Origin of the sequence: Enterococcus sp. AZ088 (assembly GCF_051714845.1) — a bacterium.
GTDB classification, from domain to species: Bacteria; Bacillota; Bacilli; order Lactobacillales; family Enterococcaceae; genus Enterococcus; species Enterococcus faecalis.
The window spans coordinates 1,512,675-1,529,243 of record NZ_JBIOSQ010000001.1 but is presented as its reverse complement, the minus strand read 5'-3'; the positions used below and the strand labels follow the sequence as shown (position 1 = coordinate 1,529,243).

At 37.4% G+C, this 16,569-nt stretch carries 16 protein-coding genes; 12 read left to right on the top strand and 4 right to left on the bottom strand.

All coding sequences use genetic code 11. From position 1 onward, the window contains the following. Positions 1 to 47: 47 nt before the first annotated feature. Positions 48 to 2,462 (bottom strand): transglycosylase domain-containing protein, encoded by a 2,415-nt coding sequence (locus IGL17_RS07535; protein ID WP_016618336.1) that lies wholly within the window; start codon positions 2,460 to 2,462, stop codon positions 48 to 50. Positions 2,463 to 2,646: 184 nt separating this feature from the next. Between IGL17_RS07535 and tyrS the strand changes: the two genes are divergently transcribed. After that, a complete protein-coding gene (gene tyrS / locus IGL17_RS07530; RefSeq protein ID WP_010707516.1) occupies positions 2,647 to 3,909 on the top strand; it encodes a tyrosine--tRNA ligase in 1,263 nt (420 codons plus the stop codon). Positions 3,910 to 4,164: 255 nt separating this feature from the next. Here tyrS and IGL17_RS07525 read toward each other — a convergent pair whose 3' ends face one another. Continuing rightward, positions 4,165 to 4,455, bottom strand: a complete 291-nt coding sequence (locus IGL17_RS07525; RefSeq protein ID WP_002393362.1) for a hypothetical protein — start codon at positions 4,453 to 4,455, stop codon at positions 4,165 to 4,167. Positions 4,456 to 4,891: 436 nt separating this feature from the next. On the opposite strand from IGL17_RS07525, the gene IGL17_RS07520 reads away from it, so the two are divergent. The 8 genes from IGL17_RS07520 (at position 4,892) to ybaK (ending at position 12,499) form a co-directional block, all read left to right on the top strand. Then, complete coding sequence (locus tag IGL17_RS07520; protein ID WP_016618337.1) at positions 4,892 to 5,554, top strand: YdeI/OmpD-associated family protein; 663 nt, start codon at positions 4,892 to 4,894, stop codon at positions 5,552 to 5,554. Continuing rightward, positions 5,554 to 6,021 (top strand): DUF1801 domain-containing protein, encoded by a 468-nt coding sequence (locus IGL17_RS07515; RefSeq protein WP_016618338.1) that lies wholly within the window; start codon positions 5,554 to 5,556, stop codon positions 6,019 to 6,021. The genes IGL17_RS07520 and IGL17_RS07515 overlap by 1 nt, the downstream gene beginning before the upstream one ends. A gap of 10 nt (positions 6,022 to 6,031) precedes the next feature. Beyond that, a complete protein-coding gene (locus IGL17_RS07510) occupies positions 6,032 to 6,925 on the top strand; it encodes a deoxyribonuclease IV (RefSeq protein WP_033624266.1) in 894 nt (297 codons plus the stop codon). 193 nt (positions 6,926 to 7,118) lie between these two features. Further along, entirely contained in the window at positions 7,119 to 7,337 is a 219-nt protein-coding gene (locus IGL17_RS07505) for a YneF family protein (protein ID WP_002357397.1), read from the top strand. Between the two features lie 197 nt (positions 7,338 to 7,534). Then, positions 7,535 to 9,286 (top strand): ABC transporter ATP-binding protein, encoded by a 1,752-nt coding sequence (locus IGL17_RS07500; protein WP_016618340.1) that lies wholly within the window; start codon positions 7,535 to 7,537, stop codon positions 9,284 to 9,286. Continuing rightward, entirely contained in the window at positions 9,286 to 11,070 is a 1,785-nt protein-coding gene (locus IGL17_RS07495; RefSeq protein ID WP_016618341.1) for an ABC transporter ATP-binding protein, read from the top strand. Before IGL17_RS07500 ends, IGL17_RS07495 begins: the two co-directional genes overlap by 1 nt. 155 nt (positions 11,071 to 11,225) lie before the next feature. Continuing rightward, positions 11,226 to 11,987 carry a type I 3-dehydroquinate dehydratase gene (gene aroD, locus IGL17_RS07490; protein WP_010820865.1) on the top strand — a complete coding sequence of 254 codons (762 nt, stop codon included), beginning with the start codon at positions 11,226 to 11,228 and terminating at the stop codon, positions 11,985 to 11,987. Beyond that, positions 11,984 to 12,499: a Cys-tRNA(Pro) deacylase gene (gene ybaK / locus IGL17_RS07485; RefSeq protein WP_002382387.1), complete on the top strand. Its 516-nt coding sequence runs from the start codon at positions 11,984 to 11,986 to the stop codon at positions 12,497 to 12,499. Before aroD ends, ybaK begins: the two co-directional genes overlap by 4 nt. Before the next feature lie 129 nt (positions 12,500 to 12,628). Here ybaK and IGL17_RS07480 read toward each other — a convergent pair whose 3' ends face one another. Then, on the bottom strand, positions 12,629 to 13,036 hold the full coding sequence (locus tag IGL17_RS07480; RefSeq protein WP_002357402.1) for a ribonuclease HI family protein: 408 nt from the start codon (positions 13,034 to 13,036) through the stop codon (positions 12,629 to 12,631). A gap of 100 nt (positions 13,037 to 13,136) precedes the next feature. On the opposite strand from IGL17_RS07480, the gene IGL17_RS07475 reads away from it, so the two are divergent. Beyond that, the gene (locus IGL17_RS07475; protein ID WP_002357403.1) at positions 13,137 to 13,598 is read left to right on the top strand and encodes an EbsA family protein; all 462 of its coding nucleotides are present in this window, start codon (positions 13,137 to 13,139) and stop codon (positions 13,596 to 13,598) included. 104 nt (positions 13,599 to 13,702) lie between these two features. On the opposite strand, the gene IGL17_RS07470 is transcribed toward IGL17_RS07475, so the two are convergent. Further along, positions 13,703 to 13,909, bottom strand: coding sequence for a cold-shock protein (locus IGL17_RS07470; protein WP_002357404.1), 207 nt, complete (start codon positions 13,907 to 13,909; stop codon positions 13,703 to 13,705). Positions 13,910 to 14,087: 178 nt separating this feature from the next. Between IGL17_RS07470 and IGL17_RS07465 the strand changes: the two genes are divergently transcribed. After that, entirely contained in the window at positions 14,088 to 15,758 is a 1,671-nt protein-coding gene (locus tag IGL17_RS07465) for a formate--tetrahydrofolate ligase (protein ID WP_010828819.1), read from the top strand. A 104-nt stretch (positions 15,759 to 15,862) separates the two neighbouring features. Continuing rightward, positions 15,863 to 16,567: a CBS domain-containing protein gene (locus tag IGL17_RS07460; RefSeq protein ID WP_002360173.1), complete on the top strand. Its 705-nt coding sequence runs from the start codon at positions 15,863 to 15,865 to the stop codon at positions 16,565 to 16,567. Positions 16,568 to 16,569 lie beyond the last annotated feature (2 nt).

Here is a 16,569-nt window from a genome sequence, read left to right as displayed (position 1 = left end):
CCTAAAAATGAGCCAGAAAAATACGTTTTCTGGCTCATTTTAGCGAGTTAATTATTATTCTTTTTATTATCGTTGTTTTTATTGTTATTGTTGTTGTTATTATTTGTAGTGGCACGTGGAGCAAGATTTCCCCAGTAAGAAGCGTAATTGCTGTCTGTTCCACCGATCCCAAATTTATAGGTACTTTGTGGTGCACCATCTTTGGCATAGTATGAAGTCGTTGTTTTGCCAGGTGTGTTGAACTTGGCACCATTATAGGTAATTGAGCCAGGTTTTTCACCAGTAAATTCAGAAACTTTTGATTTAATGACACTTGGGTCTAATTCAAATTTTTGACCAATGCCAAACAATTCTGGATTCGCATAGTACAGCGCGTTAGCTAAGTTCGCCATATAATTCCCGTTATTGTCGCCGCTGGTCGTCGTCATTGGCGCTGGTAGATCATGTCCTGACCAAGAACTTAGTGTCACAGTCGGGGTAGAGACAATCAGCCATGAATCTTTATAGTCATTAGTTGTCCCAGTTTTTCCGACCCAATCAGCACTGGCTAAATGAGGATTCAAGCCAGCTAATGTTGGTTTGAATTTTGTCGTATTCGCAGAATCCACCACTGAGCGCAACAAGTCATTCATAATAGAAGCGGTCGCCGGTGAATAAACTTGCGTTCCTTCATCTTTGTGTTCGTAGACCACATGCCCGCTATTGTCTGTGATTTTTTCAATCATGTAGGCTTTTTGATATTTACCTTTGTTAGCAAGCGCTTGGAAGCCGTTTGTTTGTGTTACAACATTTGTTTCTACTGAACCCAATGGCGCAGATTCGTAAGCCCAAGCATCTGAAGCTGGATAGTTCATTTTACTTAAGTAGTGATTGTAAGAGAAATTATCATCACCCATTTTTTTCCTTAGCTCATTATTAACATGAACGACAGGGATATTGAAAGACCAATTCAAGGCATTTCGAACAGTCACGAATTGATTTAAATCCACATTTGTGGAATTAACAAATTCTGTACCATCAGCATAAGTCGTTGGGTAGTTGGCCAGACGACTTTCAGAACCAATGAGTCCTTGATCAATCGCAGGGCCATAGACAGAAATTGGTTTAATCGTAGAACCAACTTGACGATCGGCATTAAAGGCATGGTTGTTTTGATTAATATCGAAGTTTCTGCCGCCGATAAAACCGAGGATACGACCAGTAGCGTTATCCATTAAAATATTGCCAGTTTCAATCATTGTATTCCCATTGACATCTGCAGTGCCATCATCAAGCAAATAACCATAATTTGCGACAGCGGTTTGCATCGTGTTGTAAATATTCTGATCAATGGTCGATTGGATTGTATAGCCTTGCGACTGGATTTCGCGACGTGCTTGTTCTTCATATTGATCTAAACCAACTTGATCTAAATCATCACGATTAACTTTAGCTTTTTTCATATCTAAATCCATGACAATCTCAACTGCTTTATCTAACACCGTGTAGTATAGATAGCCTTCTGTATTGACATTGGCCTGTTCAGTTGGTAAAAAGTCTTTTTTCAAGTCGTAAGCTTTGGCTTCTTCATATTCCTTTTGCGAAATAGCTTTTTCTCGGTACATACTGAAAAGAACAAAATCTTTTCTCTTCATTCCTAAAGACAAATCGTCTTTCAAGGCACCAGTGTTAGTATAGGGCGTGTAAACAATGGGACTTTGGGGAAGTCCTGCGATAAAGGCCGCTTGAGGGAGATTCAAGTCCTTGGCACTTTTACCAAAGAGTCCTTTGGCTGCTTCTTCCACGCCTGCAATATTTTCACCTTTGTTATTACGACCAAAAGGGGAGACATTTAGATAAGTTGTCACGATTTCGTCCTTAGAAAAGTATTTTTCAATACGTAAAGCTAATAAAATTTCGTTGGCTTTCCGTTTAAAAGTCGTTTCGTCAGTTAAAATCTGTTGCTTGACCAATTGCTGAGTCAATGTTGAACCACCCGAAGAACCGCCGATACCTGTCGCATCAGAAATCAACGCTCGAACTAGCGCTTTTGGTACCACCCCATGATGTTCTTCAAAATATTCATCTTCTGTTGAAATAATGGCTTTTTTTAGCAATGGAGACATTTGATCGCCATTAATTCGTGTCCGAATTAAATCTGATTTGATGTTAGCAATCGGGGTACCGTCTGCGTAAGTCATTTTTGACACTTCGGTAATATCACTGATTTCTTTTTGCAATTCTTCCTTCGTTGGGGGCTGTGTATCTTCAACTAGAAAAGCAAAATAGCCCATTCCGATACCTAAGCCAAGAGAGCCACCTAAGACAATCAGAATAACCCCAAAAACCACTAATGACTGAAAAACGCGAATAATGACATTTAAAATAAGTAAAAAGACATTGCCGCCAGAAGAGGTCGTTGGTTTTTGCTTATTGTTACTTGAATTATTTTTCAAAAGCTTCACCTCAATAAAATGATACATTCTGTGTTATTATAGCAAAAAAAAGCTTCTATGAATAGTTTCTACACCAATTGCCATTTTTTGTTGAAAAAACTTAAGAGAAAATAGGGAAATCTCATTTTTTGACTTTTCAAGTGTGACAGAATCGGTTACTATGAATAGGGGAATTTGATCTATTATTATGTTTTACTATAGGAGGAAAATCATGAATTCAGCTTTTTTTGAAGAATTAAAAGCCCGTGGGTTGGTCTACCAAGTCACAGATGAAGAAGCCTTACAAAAACAATTAAATGAAGAATCTGTTAAATTATATATCGGCTTTGATCCAACGGCAGACAGTTTACACATCGGGCATCTACTGCCAATTCTTATGTTACGTCGTTTCCAACAAAATGGCCATGTGCCCATTGCTTTAGTTGGTGGCGGAACTGGCATGATTGGTGATCCATCATTCAAAGATGCAGAACGTAGTTTAAACACACTTGATACAGTGAAAGCTTGGTCTGAAAGTATTAAAGGCCAGTTGTCACGTTTTATCGATTTTGAAGATGAAAAAAATCCAGCGATTCTAGCAAATAACTATGATTGGCTTGGAGAGCTTTCGTTAATTGATTTCTTACGTGATGTGGGAAAAAACTTTACAATTAACTATATGATGAGTAAAGAAAGCGTGAAACGCCGAATCGAAACAGGAATTTCTTATACTGAATTTGCGTATCAATTATTACAAGCGTATGATTTCTTGAAATTGTACGAAACAGAAGGTTGTTTATTGCAATTAGGCGGCAGTGATCAATGGGGAAACATTACTTCAGGGATTGAATTATTACGCCGAGAACAAGAAGTTCAAGGATTTGGCTTAACTATGCCTTTAATTACAAAAGCAGATGGTACCAAATTTGGTAAAACAGAAGGAAACGCAGTTTGGCTAGATGCGGAAAAAACTTCGCCATATGAATTTTATCAATTCTGGATTAACACAGATGATCGTGATGTCGTGAAATTCTTGAAATACTTTACTTTCTTAACATTGGATGAAATTACAACAATTGAAGAAGAATTTACAGCGAACCCAGGTCAACGTGCTGCGCAAAAAGCGTTAGCCAAAGAAGTGACTACTTTAGTCCACGGTGAAGCAGCCTATCATCAAGCGGTTAAAATTTCAGAAGCGTTGTTCAGCGGAGATATCCAAAGCTTAACAGCAGAAGAAATTAAACAAGGCTTTAAAGATGTACCAACGTACGAGGTGCAACCAGAGGATCAATTAAGTTTAGTCGACTTATTAGTTACCTCAAAAATAGAACCATCCAAACGTCAAGCCCGTGAAGATGTTCAAAATGGAGCGATTTACGTCAATGGAGAACGTAGACAAGATTTAGCAGCTGAATTGACAGAAACTGATAAAATTGAAGGACAATTTACTGTGATTCGTCGCGGTAAGAAAAAATATTTCTTGTTAAAATACTAAAACACTGTGAACTTCAATCTTATACGGTTTATAAATTAAAAATAATAGTTAACAGTTAATACTAGCTTAATATTTTGCTTTAGGAAGACTTGTTTACCTTAATGTAAGCAAGTCTTTTTATAAAGTTTTGCTTATAGTACTAGAATCAATAGTCACCAACATTATCTTGAACGGTTTATTATATAAAAATACCGACCAAGTTTCTCTGGTCGGTATTCTGTCTAATTTTTAAGTCTCACTACAGATAGCCAATCCTTACTTGTATAATATTACTGTATGGAAACCTTCCATAGATCCTGACAGACCTTGATTTTGTAGTGAATCAATTTTTATATCAACAATTTCATAACCATCTAACTGCATAGAAGATATTATTTCATCAATTTGCGTAGTGTATTTGTCCTCACAGCCAAAATTTTGATTAATCCATTTACTAAAACTATTTACCATAACTAGATGAGTTAAACCATCTTTAGGTTTTAAAAATTTTTTTATTTCTTTTTGATAAATAGATTCTGCAGCACTTTTTTGTCCTTTTGTAAACATTCCCACTCTATTTCACCACCTTTCCAGTAAAATTATTATTGCTAATATATTTATTGCTTCAAGCTTTTTGTGAATGTCCAAAGTGTTAATCACTAATAAAGTTAGACTATTATTCCTCTCTATGGTGATTCATTAAGGAAAAGTATTGGTTAAAGCATATAGACGATAAAGATAGTATATCAATGTTCACAAAAGTCTACAATAAAAATTCAAATTTGTTATAGACTATATTAAAAAAGTAATGGGTGGGTATTGTTGTATCAACAATAAGGAGGACTGTAAGAAAAGTCCTTTGTCAAGATAGTATTGAAATAAAAAGCTGAAAATCAAAAGGACAAATGTTACAAAAAACTCTTTTTTACTATTGGGCATATTCAATTACAGATAACTTGTGCTATGCTAGAATAAAAAGTGCAGTCGCTATAAGGAGTAGGTTATGAAATCAATTGTCGAAAAGTTAAACTTAACGAAGTATCAGCACCCAGTTATTTTAAATAGACCACAGGCAGAGTATCTATCTGAATTTGCTTCAGCCGCGCAGCAATTACCCTCAGGACCAGTTGAGCTGATTTTTGCATTCGTGAAAACGATGGCGGAATTTCAAGAGATTGTTTCAATGGTGATCGAAGGTCAACATTTAGTAGAAAATGGGTTGTTATATGTGGCTTATCCGAAAAAAGGCAATAAAATGTATCCAACCTTTGTCCACCGAGATGAAATTTTTCCAACATTACAAGTAAACGAGACAGATGGGTATATTAAAGGCTCAACCTTAAAATTTAATCGCATGGTTAGTTTAGATGAGACTTTTACGGTTGTCGGCATGAAGAATGTTCTTAAAAAGCCAGCGAAGAATCAGACCAGTTCTGCTGTTGGGGATTATGTTCAATATTTACCAGAAATTGAAGCGTTGGTACAAACAGAACCAGCTGCTGCAGCGACATTCGCTGCATTAACGCCTGGTTATCAAAAAGAGTGGGCGCGGTATGTATTTAGTGCAAAGCGAGCGGAGACACGGAAAAAGCGGCAAACTGAAATGTTAGTCATTTTAAAAGAAGGCTATAAAACCAAAGCGCTTTATCAGCAAAGGAAGAAATAATGGCGCAGTCAATTGAAACAGTTACAGCATACATCGAAACAGTTGAACCAAACTGGCGAATTGCTTATCAGCAAGTATTAGATGTCGTTTCGCAAAATTTGCCAGCAGGATTTGAATTAACAATGCAATATGGCATGCCAACCTTTGTTGTGCCGCTTTCAGTATTTCCAGAAGGCTATCTTAACCGTGGTGATGAACCGTTACCATTTATCAGCTTAGGCGCTACTAAAAGGCAAGTAGCTTTATATCACATGGGATTAATAGGAAATGAAGCCGTCCGAAGTTGGTTTCAAGAAGCCTATCAGGAACAAGTGTCAACAAATCTAAACATGGGGAAAAGTTGTCTTCGCTTCACTAATCCTAAGCGAATACCCTATGAACTAATTGGCGAATTAGTAACAAAAATCACGCTTGAAGAATGGCTGCAACAGTATCAACACTACCAAAAGAAAAAGAAGAATTATTAGGAGGAACCACATGTTATTAGGATCACACGTTAGTATGAGTGGCAAGAAAATGCTATTAGGCTCTGCCGAGGAAGCGGCTAGTTATGGCTCAACAACCTTTATGATTTATACAGGTGCGCCACAAAACACGCGCCGGAAACCGATTGAAGAAATGAATATTGAAGCTGGGCAAGCTTTTATGAAGGAACACAATTTAAGTAATATCGTCGTTCATGCCCCGTATATTATTAATTTAGGTAATACAATTAAAACGGAAAATTTCGGTTTTGCCGTAGACTTTTTGCGTCAAGAAATTGAGCGAGCACAAGCGTTGGGAGCAACGCAAATCACGTTACATCCAGGTGCGCATGTTGGTGCAGGTCCAGAAGCCGGCATTAAACAAATTGTTAAAGGTCTAAACGAAGTCTTGTGGAAAGAGCAAACCCCTCAAATCGCTTTAGAAACAATGGCTGGTAAAGGAACCGAAATTGGCCGTACGTTTGATGAACTAGCTGCGATTATTGACGGAGTTACGCTAAATGATAAACTTTCTGTCACTCTGGATACTTGCCACATTAATGATGCAGGTTATAATGTAAAAGATGATTTTGATGGCGTATTAGTTGAATTTGATAAAATTATCGGATTGGATCGTTTAAAAGTTATTCATGTGAATGATTCTAAAAATCCTATGGGCTCACATAAAGATCGTCATGCCAATATTGGCTTTGGCACTATTGGTTTTGAAGCTTTAAACGGTGTGGTTCACCATGAAAAATTAGCTGCTTTACCAAAAATTTTAGAAACACCTTATGTCGGAGAAGACAAAAAAAATAAAAAGGCCCCTTACGGCTTTGAAATTGCGATGTTAAAAAATCAAACATTTGATCCAGAATTATTAGAAAAAATTCAAGGACAAAACTAAAGCAACAATCGCTCTTAAAGGTCCTATTGACATTTAAGAGCGTATATTTTTGACTTTTAATCACTATTTTGCAAAAAAATCAGACTTTTTTCATTATTTAAGAGAAATCCCGCAAAAAGAACTTTTCTTTTTTTGCTATTTCTAGTAAAATAATTCATTGAGAGCAAAACTATACGGAGAGGAGAGAGTTTCAATGGCAACAGGTTGGGTAGTATTAATCGCAGTAATCGCTTTATTAGTAGGCGCTGCAGGGGGCTTTTTCCTTGCACGCAAATATATGCAAGATTATTTCAAAAAAAATCCTCCCGTTAATGAGGATATGTTACGCATGATGATGGCATCAATGGGTCAAAAACCGTCAGAGAAAAAGGTTAGACAAATGATGCAACAAATGAAAAACCAAGGAAAATAGTAAAGGTTATTCAGGTAATCATGAATAAGTGTAAAAACGGGCTGATTTTCAGTCCGTTTTTTTGTTGTTTTGCGGGAGAATAGGATAATCTAGGAGGAAAAGAGCGAAACGTTTAATCAAAAACAACAATAACGAAGAAACCTTCTAGCTCGAAAGTAGTCTTCGTAGAACAACAAAGTAAAAGGAGGGACAACTGAATGTCCATATTCAAAAAATTAGGCTGGTTTTTTAAGCAAGAGAAAAAAAGTTATATTATTGGGGTTTTCTCATTAATGATGGTCGCTCTTGTTCAATTAGTCCCGCCCAAAGTTATTGGCGTCGTTGTAGATGAAATCGTTAACAAAGAAATTCGCTTAACGAAAATTATCGTGTGGGTTGCACTCTTGATTGGTGCTGGGCTTGCCCAATATCTTTTTCGCTATATTTGGCGGATGCATATTTGGGGGAGTGCGGCTCGTTTGGAAAAAGAGCTACGGACTCAATTATTTCATCATTTCACAAAAATGGATAGCATCTTTTATCAGAAATATCGGACAGGTGACTTGATGGCGCATGCAACCAATGATTTAAATGCCATCCAAAATGTTGCTGGAGCTGGGATTTTAACGTTTGCCGACTCTGTGATTACGGGAGGAACAACGATTATCGCAATGGTTCTATTTGTCGATTGGCGCTTAACATTAATTGCTTTATTACCGCTGCCTTTATTAGCCGTCACTTCACGAGTTCTAGGTTCTAAGTTGCATGATGCCTTTCGAGATTCACAAGCTGCTTTTTCAGCGATTAATGATAAAACACAAGAAAGTATCACTGGAATTAAAGTCATTAAAACATTTGGGCAAGAAAAAGAAGATCTTGCTGATTTTACAGAGAAAATTGATGATGCTATCGTCAAAAATAAACGAACGAACTTTTTAGATGCACTGTTTGATCCTTTTATTACGCTGATTATTGGTGTTTCTTATGTTTTGACAATTATTATTGGTGGTCGTTTCATCATGGAAGGAACGATTAGTTTAGGTCAGTTGGTCTCTTTCATTGCCTATATTGGGATGCTAGTTTGGCCAATGTTTGCGATTGGGCGCTTATTTAATGTGTTGGAACGTGGGAATGCTAGTTACGATCGTGTGAACGAATTATTGCATGAAAAAACGCATATTATCGAACGAAAAGATGCCATCAAAACAATGGCGCAAGGGACAATTTCAATGAAGATTGATTCTTTTTCTTATCCAAAAGAAGAGACGGTGGCGTTGGAAAATATCCAATTTTCGTTGCAAGAAGGAGAAACCTTGGGGATTGTTGGCAAAACAGGCGCTGGTAAAACCACTATTTTGAAATTGTTGATGCGTGAATATGACCAATACCAAGGAACGATTTCCTTTGGAAAACATAACATTAAAAATTACACATTAGATGCATTGATGGGTGCAATGGGGTACGTGCCACAGGACCATTTTCTCTTTTCCATGACGGTACGAGATAACATTCGTTTTGCTAAACCAGACTTGGAACAAGCAGCAGTTGAACAAGCGGCAGCATTAGCATTTATTAACCAAGAAATTAAAGCATTCCCTGAAGGCTATGACACAATGGTTGGGGAACGTGGCGTTTCGCTTTCTGGAGGACAAAAACAACGGATTTCTATTGCACGGGCCTTGATTGTTGAACCAGAATTGTTAATTTTAGACGATGCCTTATCTGCAGTCGATGCGAAGACTGAAGAGGCGATTTTATCAAATCTAAAAGAAACGCGCCAAGAAAAAACCACTATCATTACAGCGCATCGTTTAAGTAGTGTCATGCATGCCAAAGAAATCTTAGTGTTGGATGAAGGGAAAATTATTGAACGGGGGACGCATCAAGAGTTACTGGCTCAGAATGGTTGGTATCAGCGGATGTGGGAAAAACAGCAATTAGAAGCGAAAATTGAAGGGAGTGAGAGTTAATGGAAGAAAAGTATCAATCCGAATGGTCCAGAGAGTTACCGATGAAAGAACAATTAACGATTGTTCAGCGTTTGTTTTGTTTTGCCAAACCATTTCGACGCATGTTTTACACAGCTATTCTCTTTGCGTTTGGCTTATCAATTATCAATATTCTTTTGCCTAGAGTCATTCAAGTTTTTATGGATAATTATTTAACGCCTAAAACTGCTACAATGCAGGTGATTCTAACTTTTGCTGCTATTTATTTTTTTGGTGTCATTGTCAAAAGTATTGTTTGGTTTTTCCAATGGTATTTGTATTCGATGGCTTCTTTAAAAACGTATCAATATATACGAGTGAAATTATTTGAAAAATTACACACTTTAGGTATGCGTTATTTTGATCAAACACCAGCGGGTTCGACGGTGTCTCGTGTTACAAATGACACAGAAACATTGTTTGAATTCTGGTATGTATTCTTAATGGTGATTACAGGAATTTTTGCCGTAATCTCGTCATTTTTTGCAATGTTTCAACTCAGTCCAGAAATTTCATTTTATTGTCTAATTTTCTTGCCAATTTTATTAGTTGTAATTTGGTATTACCAAAAATTTAGTTCAAAATTATATCGCAGTATGCGGGAAAAATTAAGTCAATTAAACACCAAACTAAATGAATACATCTCTGGTATGCAAATCATTCAACAATTTCGCCAAGAAAAGCGTTTGGAAAAAGAATTTGAAGAAACCAATGATGACTATTTAAAAACACGAGTAGCAATGATTCGTATGAATTCGTTATTATTAAGTCCCATCATTAATTTGTTGTATACGTTGGCGATTGCATTGGCCTTAACTATGTTTGGCATCGATGCTTTACATTCACCTGTTGAAGCGGGGATGATTTATGCTTTTGTAACGTATGTCCAAGCTTTTTTTAATCCGATGACACAAATGATGGACTTCCTAAGTATCTTTACAGATGGGATTGTCGCAGGTAGCCGTATTTTAAAAATTATGGATACGGAAGAATTAACGCCGCAACAATCAGTAGGTGCGAATGGGGAAATTATCCGCGGGAAAATTGAATTTCGCAATGTTACTTTTTCTTATGACGGCAAAAACGAAGTATTGAAAAATATTAGCTTTGTCGCAAATCCCGGGGAAACCGTCGCTTTAGTCGGTCATACAGGAAGTGGTAAAAGTTCAATTATTAATGTACTCATGCGTTTCTATGAATTTTATGAAGGGCAGATTTTAATTGATGATCGAGACATTCGTGATTTTCCCATGACAGAATTACGGGAAAAGATGGGCTTGGTATTACAGGATGCTTTCATGTTTTATGGAGATATTGCTGGAAATATCCGTTTACTGAATCCCAATATTACAGATGAACAAATTAAACAGGCTGCGGAATTTGTTCAGGCAGATAAATTTATTCACACGTTACCCAATACCTATCATGCGAAAGTCATTGAACGAGGAGCGAGTTATTCTAGCGGGCAACGTCAATTAATTTCGTTTGCACGAACGATTGTGACTGATCCCAAAATTTTAGTTTTAGATGAAGCAACCGCTAATATTGATACAGAAACAGAAGGATTGATTCAAGAAGGATTAGCCAAAATGCGTCAAGGGAGAACGACAATTGCGATTGCGCATCGCCTTTCGACGATTCGTGATGCAAACTTGATTTTAGTTTTAGACAAAGGGCAGATTGTAGAACGAGGAACGCACGAAACGTTACTGGCAGAAGGTGGCCTTTATGCGGATATGTATCAGTTACAAAGTACGGAAGTTTAACGTAACAACAGAAAGAGTTAAATAACCCAAACAAAGGCATTTAGTGTTAGGAAATTCCTAATTCTAGGTGTCTTTGTAGCTCTTTAAATTGCAAAAAAGAATAGAAATGGTATGATATGAAGAGAGAAAAACAAACGAGGAAGTTAGGTGGAACTGTGAAGCCAGTTATAGTCAAAAATGTGCGAATAGGTGAAGGGAATCCCAAAATTGTGGTGCCCATTGTTGCTCCAACAGCCGAGGATATTTTGGCCGAAGCAACGGCGAGCCAAACACTAGATTGTGATTTGGTGGAATGGCGTTTAGACTATTATGAAAATGTCGCTGATTTTTCCGATGTATGTAATCTTTCACAACAAGTAATGGAACGGTTGGGGCAAAAACCGTTATTGTTAACTTTTCGTACACAAAAAGAAGGCGGCGAAATGGCTTTTTCTGAGGAAAATTATTTTGCTTTGTATCATGAATTAGTGAAAAAGGGTGCGTTGGATTTATTAGATATTGAATTATTTGCGAATCCGCTGGCGGCAGATACGTTAATTCACGAAGCTAAAAAGGCGGGGATTAAAATTGTTCTCTGTAATCACGACTTTCAGAAAACACCGTCGCAAGAGGAGATTGTCGCGCGGTTACGCCAAATGCAAATGCGTCAGGCGGATATTTGTAAAATAGCTGTGATGCCACGAGATGCGACAGATGTACTTACGTTACTTTCAGCAACCAATGAAATGTACACCCATTATGCATCCGTCCCAATCGTTACTATGTCAATGGGACAGTTAGGGATGATTAGTCGCGTAACAGGTCAACTGTTCGGGTCGGCACTAACTTTTGGCTCAGCCCAGCAAGCGTCTGCACCAGGCCAACTATCCGTACAAGTATTAAGAAATTATTTAAAGACATTCGAACAAAACAAGTGATTCAGAAGGTGAAAAAAGTGGCAAAGAAAAAAACACAACAAAAAACGAATGCGATGCGCATGGTGGAACAACATAAAGTACCATATAAAGAATATGAATTCGCTTGGAGTGAAGATCATTTAAGTGCAGAAAGTGTCGCTGAAAGTTTAGGTATTGAAAAAGGACGAATTTTTAAAACCTTGGTTACAGTAGGTAATAAAACAGGTCCAGTCGTGGCTGTCATTCCTGGTAATCAAGAATTAGATTTGAAAAAATTAGCGAAAGCTAGTGGCAACAAAAAGGTAGAAATGCTTCACTTAAAAGATTTAGAAGCAACCACAGGCTATATTCGTGGGGGCTGTTCACCAATTGGGATGAAAAAACAATTTCCCACCTATTTGGCTGAAGAAGCTCAACAATATTCTGCAATTATTGTTTCTGCAGGCAAACGTGGCATGCAAATTGAATTAGCTCCTGAAGCAATCCTTTCGCTAACCAATGGACAATTTGCGGAAATAACGACAAAAGAATAAGTGGCTATAAGAAGAAGTCGAGACAGAACCGTTTATCTGTTTTTAAACGTGGAGCAAAAATCACTAGGGATTTTTGCTCCACGTGTTTAATTATCAAATTAATAAAGGAAAAGCATTAAGTAGACAGTGCTACTTTTTATTGGGATAAAATTTTTGTAATGCTTGCCGTGCGAGCATATCGGCCGCTTTGTTTTGACTTTCAGGTAGCCATTTGATTAAGAGCAAAGGAAAATTCTTTTCTAGTTGTTGATATTCTGCTAAATAAGGCTGGTACTTTTCATTTTTAGCATAGTTTTTTTCAATTGTTTGGACAACAATTTTACTATCTGAGTGGAGAAGAACGGTTTGTTGATTGTCTTCATTGGCAATCGCTTGTTTTAAAGCTTCAATCAGCACTTTAAATTCGGCTTCGTGATTACTAACAATGCCTAAAGGCACATGCAATTGTTGCCGCGATTGGTCGGTGAGGTAAACGATACCGCCGCCAGATTCACCTGGATTGCCTTTTGTTGCCGCATCTACATAAATTCTTAACATAAAATTACTCCTAATTTCTTTTTGTTCTTAAAAAAAGTATGTTACTATTATAACATATTTAAATTTAGCGGCGTTGATCCAGAAGTAGTGAGGGCACTTTATGAAAAAACAGAAATTTTATTGGCAGCCAGAATTAGCATCAACAATTATTTACTGGTCTTGCACATTTTGTATATTATTTATTAGTTTAATTTTAGCATTGGAAAATAATGGTCCTTACTTGATTAGTAATCTGGTGATGGTTCCATTTTTTGTGTTTGCTTATCTAGGAATTGCGCGGTCTTTTAATATGACAGAAACATCTTTAATTGTCAGAGATGTTTTGTGGTTTCGCAAAAAAGCACTTCCGCTTTCTCAGATAGAAAAAGTAACCTACAATGAAAAAAGCATCGAAATTTTTTCCTCAGAATTTAAGGAAGGCTCAAAAGTCTTTTTAATGAAAAAGAAAACGATTCCGTTATTTCTTGAGGCACTTAAGGTAAAAAAGCCTGAATTGAAGGTAGCAGAAGATCATTCTTTGGGCCTTCATAAAAAAGAAGAAAAAAACAAGAGTGAGTCATAAGTCGAAACGACTGGTGACCCACTCTCAAAATCTTAAAATAATCAGCTGAAACAAACGCTACGTTTACTTACTTTTTGGAGCAAAGCGTTGTTGGTTCAGCTTTTTTAGTTATCTATTTTTTTGACATGTGCTGCTTGTAGCCCACGATTGCCTTCCATTATCTCGAACTCTACAGATTGATTCTCATCAAGTGATTTGAATCCGTCACCTTCTATAGCAGTGAAGTGGACAAAAATCTCATCTTCTTCGTTGTAAACGATAAAACCATAACCTTTTCTGTTATCGAACCATTTGACAATTCCTTTTTGCATCCAATTCACGCTCCTTTTAGATTTGTAAAGACACTTTCATTATACGAGAAAAGGCTACCAAACGTCAATGGTTGGGTTGTTTAAAAAAGGTTATTCTAGCCATTCTATTCAATACAAGCTATAATTTAAAAGAAACAATGTGTCACAAAGACGATAAAGAATTGAAAAGGGGTCCGTTATGAAGACAGATATTAACATTGCACAAGCAGCAACATTAAAACCTATTCAAGAGATTGCCGAAACAATCGGTCTTTCAGAAGATTCGCTCGAACTTTATGGGAAATACAAAGCGAAAATAGATTTTCCAACGCTTCAATCCTTAGAAGCGAAACCAGAAGGTAAATTAATCCTCGTTACGTCGATTAATCCAACGCCAGCAGGAGAAGGAAAATCAACCGTGACCATTGGTTTAGGAGATGCATTAAATCAAATCAATAAAAAAACAGTTATTGCCCTAAGAGAACCATCATTAGGTCCTGTGATGGGGATTAAAGGTGGCGCAACAGGTGGCGGTTACGCACAAGTATTACCAATGGAAGAAATCAATTTGCATTTTACTGGTGATATGCATGCGATTACGACAGCCAATAATGCCTTAGCTGCGTTACTAGATAATCATTTACAGCAAGGAAATGAATTAAAGATTGATTCTCGGCGGGTGATTTGGAAACGGGCAGTGGATCTAAATGATCGTGCGCTCAGACAGGTCGTTGTTGGTTTAGGCGGTCCTTTCCAAGGTGTACCAAGAGAAGACGGTTTCGATATTACTGTGGCGAGCGAAATTATGGCGATTCTTTGTTTAGCACAAAATTTAACGGACTTAAAAGAACGCTTAAGTCGGATTATTGTCGCCTATAATGACCAAAGAGAGCCGGTGACGGTTAAAGATTTAAACGTGGCAGGTGCGCTGACTTTATTATTAAAAGACGCCTTAAAACCTAATTTAGTTCAAACGATTGAAGGAACTCCAGCTTTTGTTCACGGTGGTCCTTTTGCCAATATCGCTCATGGATGTAACAGTATTTTAGCGACAAAAACGGCTTTGCATCTAGGGGATTATGTCGTAACAGAAGCGGGTTTTGGTGGTGACTTAGGTGGCGAAAAATTTTTAGATATTAAAGTACCTTCTTTAGGAAAAGCACCCGATGCCGTTGTGATTGTGGCAACGATTCGCGCGTTGAAAATGCATGGCGGTTTAGCGAAAGATCAGTTAGCAGAAGAAAATTTACCAGCGTTACAAAAAGGCTTTGCCAACTTAGAAAAACATATTCAAAACATGCGACGTTATGATATACCAGTAGTTGTTGCAATTAATGAATTTACACAGGATACAGAGAAGGAAATTCAACTGTTGAAAGAAGCCTGCCAAACGTTAGGCGTGCCCGTCGAGTTAACAAGTGTTTGGGCGCAAGGTGGCGCAGGTGGCACGAATCTAGCGAAAACAGTAGTAGCAGAGATTGAAGCCAATACAAAACAGTTTCAACCTTTATATAACCCTCGCCAAACAATTGAAGAAAAAATTCAAGCCATTGTACAAACGATTTACGGCGGGGAACAGGCGATTTTTTCTCCGAAAGCACAAAAGCAAATTGCAGACTTTACAAAAAATGGTTGGGATCAATTACCAATCTGCATGGCGAAGACACAGTATTCACTTTCTGACGATCCTCAAAAATTAGGACGGCCAGAAGGATTTACGATTACGATTCGTGAGCTAGTTCCAAAAATCGGTGCAGGGTTTATCGTGGCGTTAACGGGTGACATTTTAACGATGCCTGGCTTGCCGAAAGTTCCTGCTGCGTTAAATATGGATGTGGACGAAACGGGTCAAGCGAGCGGTCTCTTTTAAAGCCACTCTTTCCTGAGACCTATTTTTAGTATATACTTGAAAGTAGCTCAATAAAAAATAATGACGGAAATTTATTGCGTAGTTTATTATAAGGAGCAACGACTATGGGGGAACGAGCAGATACATTTTTAGCACACTTTAATCGCATTGAAAAGTGGATGAGAGAGAGACTGAACAATCCTGTCAATATGGGATTCAGTGAAATGACAAGACGTCTTTCCCGAAAAGAAAAAGGACAGATTGCTCAATTTGAAGAGGATTTGCTTCAAATGGCTCAGTTAAGAAATGCCATCGTTCATGAGCGAATTGCTGATGATTTTGTAATTGCAGAGCCAAACGAATGGGCAGTTCAACGAATTGAAACGATTGAACAAGCTTTAACAAAACCAGAAAAAGTAGTGCCTAAATTTGCGAAACGTGTTACAGCTTTTGAAATCACCACTTCTTTAGAAACGTTATTAACGATTATTGCAAAAAAACAATATTCTCAATTTCCGATTTATGAAAAAGGTGTATTTAAAGGATTAATCACGGTTCGAGGGATTGGTGTATGGTTTGCCATTGAGAGCACCAAAGGCGAAGTTCACATTGCCAACCGAACGGTGCGAGAATTGTTGGCATCAAATTATAAACGCAGCAACTATCAATTTGTTTCAATTGAAGCAACCGTTTTTGAAGTTGAACAAATGTTTCGGGAGCAGCCACGCTTAGAAGCTGTGCTTATTAGTAAAAGTGGCCATCCTAATGGTGAGTTAGTAGGCATTGTTCGACCAAGAGATTTAGCAAGTATTCATAGAGAAAAGGAATGACG

Coding starts and splice junctions, on each gene's coding strand:
- IGL17_RS07525 (WP_002393362.1), bottom strand. CDS start 4,455: ATGTTTACAAAAGGACAAAAAAGTGCTGCAGAATCTATTTATCAAAAA.
- IGL17_RS07470 (WP_002357404.1), bottom strand. CDS start 13,909: ATGCAAAAAGGAATTGTCAAATGGTTCGATAACAGAAAAGGTTATGGT.
- IGL17_RS07505 (WP_002357397.1), top strand. CDS start 7,119: ATGGCAACAGGTTGGGTAGTATTAATCGCAGTAATCGCTTTATTAGTA.
- IGL17_RS07475 (WP_002357403.1), top strand. CDS start 13,137: ATGAAAAAACAGAAATTTTATTGGCAGCCAGAATTAGCATCAACAATT.
- IGL17_RS07500 (WP_016618340.1), top strand. CDS start 7,535: ATGTCCATATTCAAAAAATTAGGCTGGTTTTTTAAGCAAGAGAAAAAA.
- tyrS (WP_010707516.1), top strand. CDS start 2,647: ATGAATTCAGCTTTTTTTGAAGAATTAAAAGCCCGTGGGTTGGTCTAC.
- IGL17_RS07460 (WP_002360173.1), top strand. CDS start 15,863: ATGGGGGAACGAGCAGATACATTTTTAGCACACTTTAATCGCATTGAA.
- IGL17_RS07520 (WP_016618337.1), top strand. CDS start 4,892: ATGAAATCAATTGTCGAAAAGTTAAACTTAACGAAGTATCAGCACCCA.
- IGL17_RS07510 (WP_033624266.1), top strand. CDS start 6,032: ATGTTATTAGGATCACACGTTAGTATGAGTGGCAAGAAAATGCTATTA.
- IGL17_RS07495 (WP_016618341.1), top strand. CDS start 9,286: ATGGAAGAAAAGTATCAATCCGAATGGTCCAGAGAGTTACCGATGAAA.
- IGL17_RS07465 (WP_010828819.1), top strand. CDS start 14,088: ATGAAGACAGATATTAACATTGCACAAGCAGCAACATTAAAACCTATT.
- IGL17_RS07535 (WP_016618336.1), bottom strand. CDS start 2,462: ATGTATCATTTTATTGAGGTGAAGCTTTTGAAAAATAATTCAAGTAAC.
- IGL17_RS07480 (WP_002357402.1), bottom strand. CDS start 13,036: ATGTTAAGAATTTATGTAGATGCGGCAACAAAAGGCAATCCAGGTGAA.
- IGL17_RS07515 (WP_016618338.1), top strand. CDS start 5,554: ATGGCGCAGTCAATTGAAACAGTTACAGCATACATCGAAACAGTTGAA.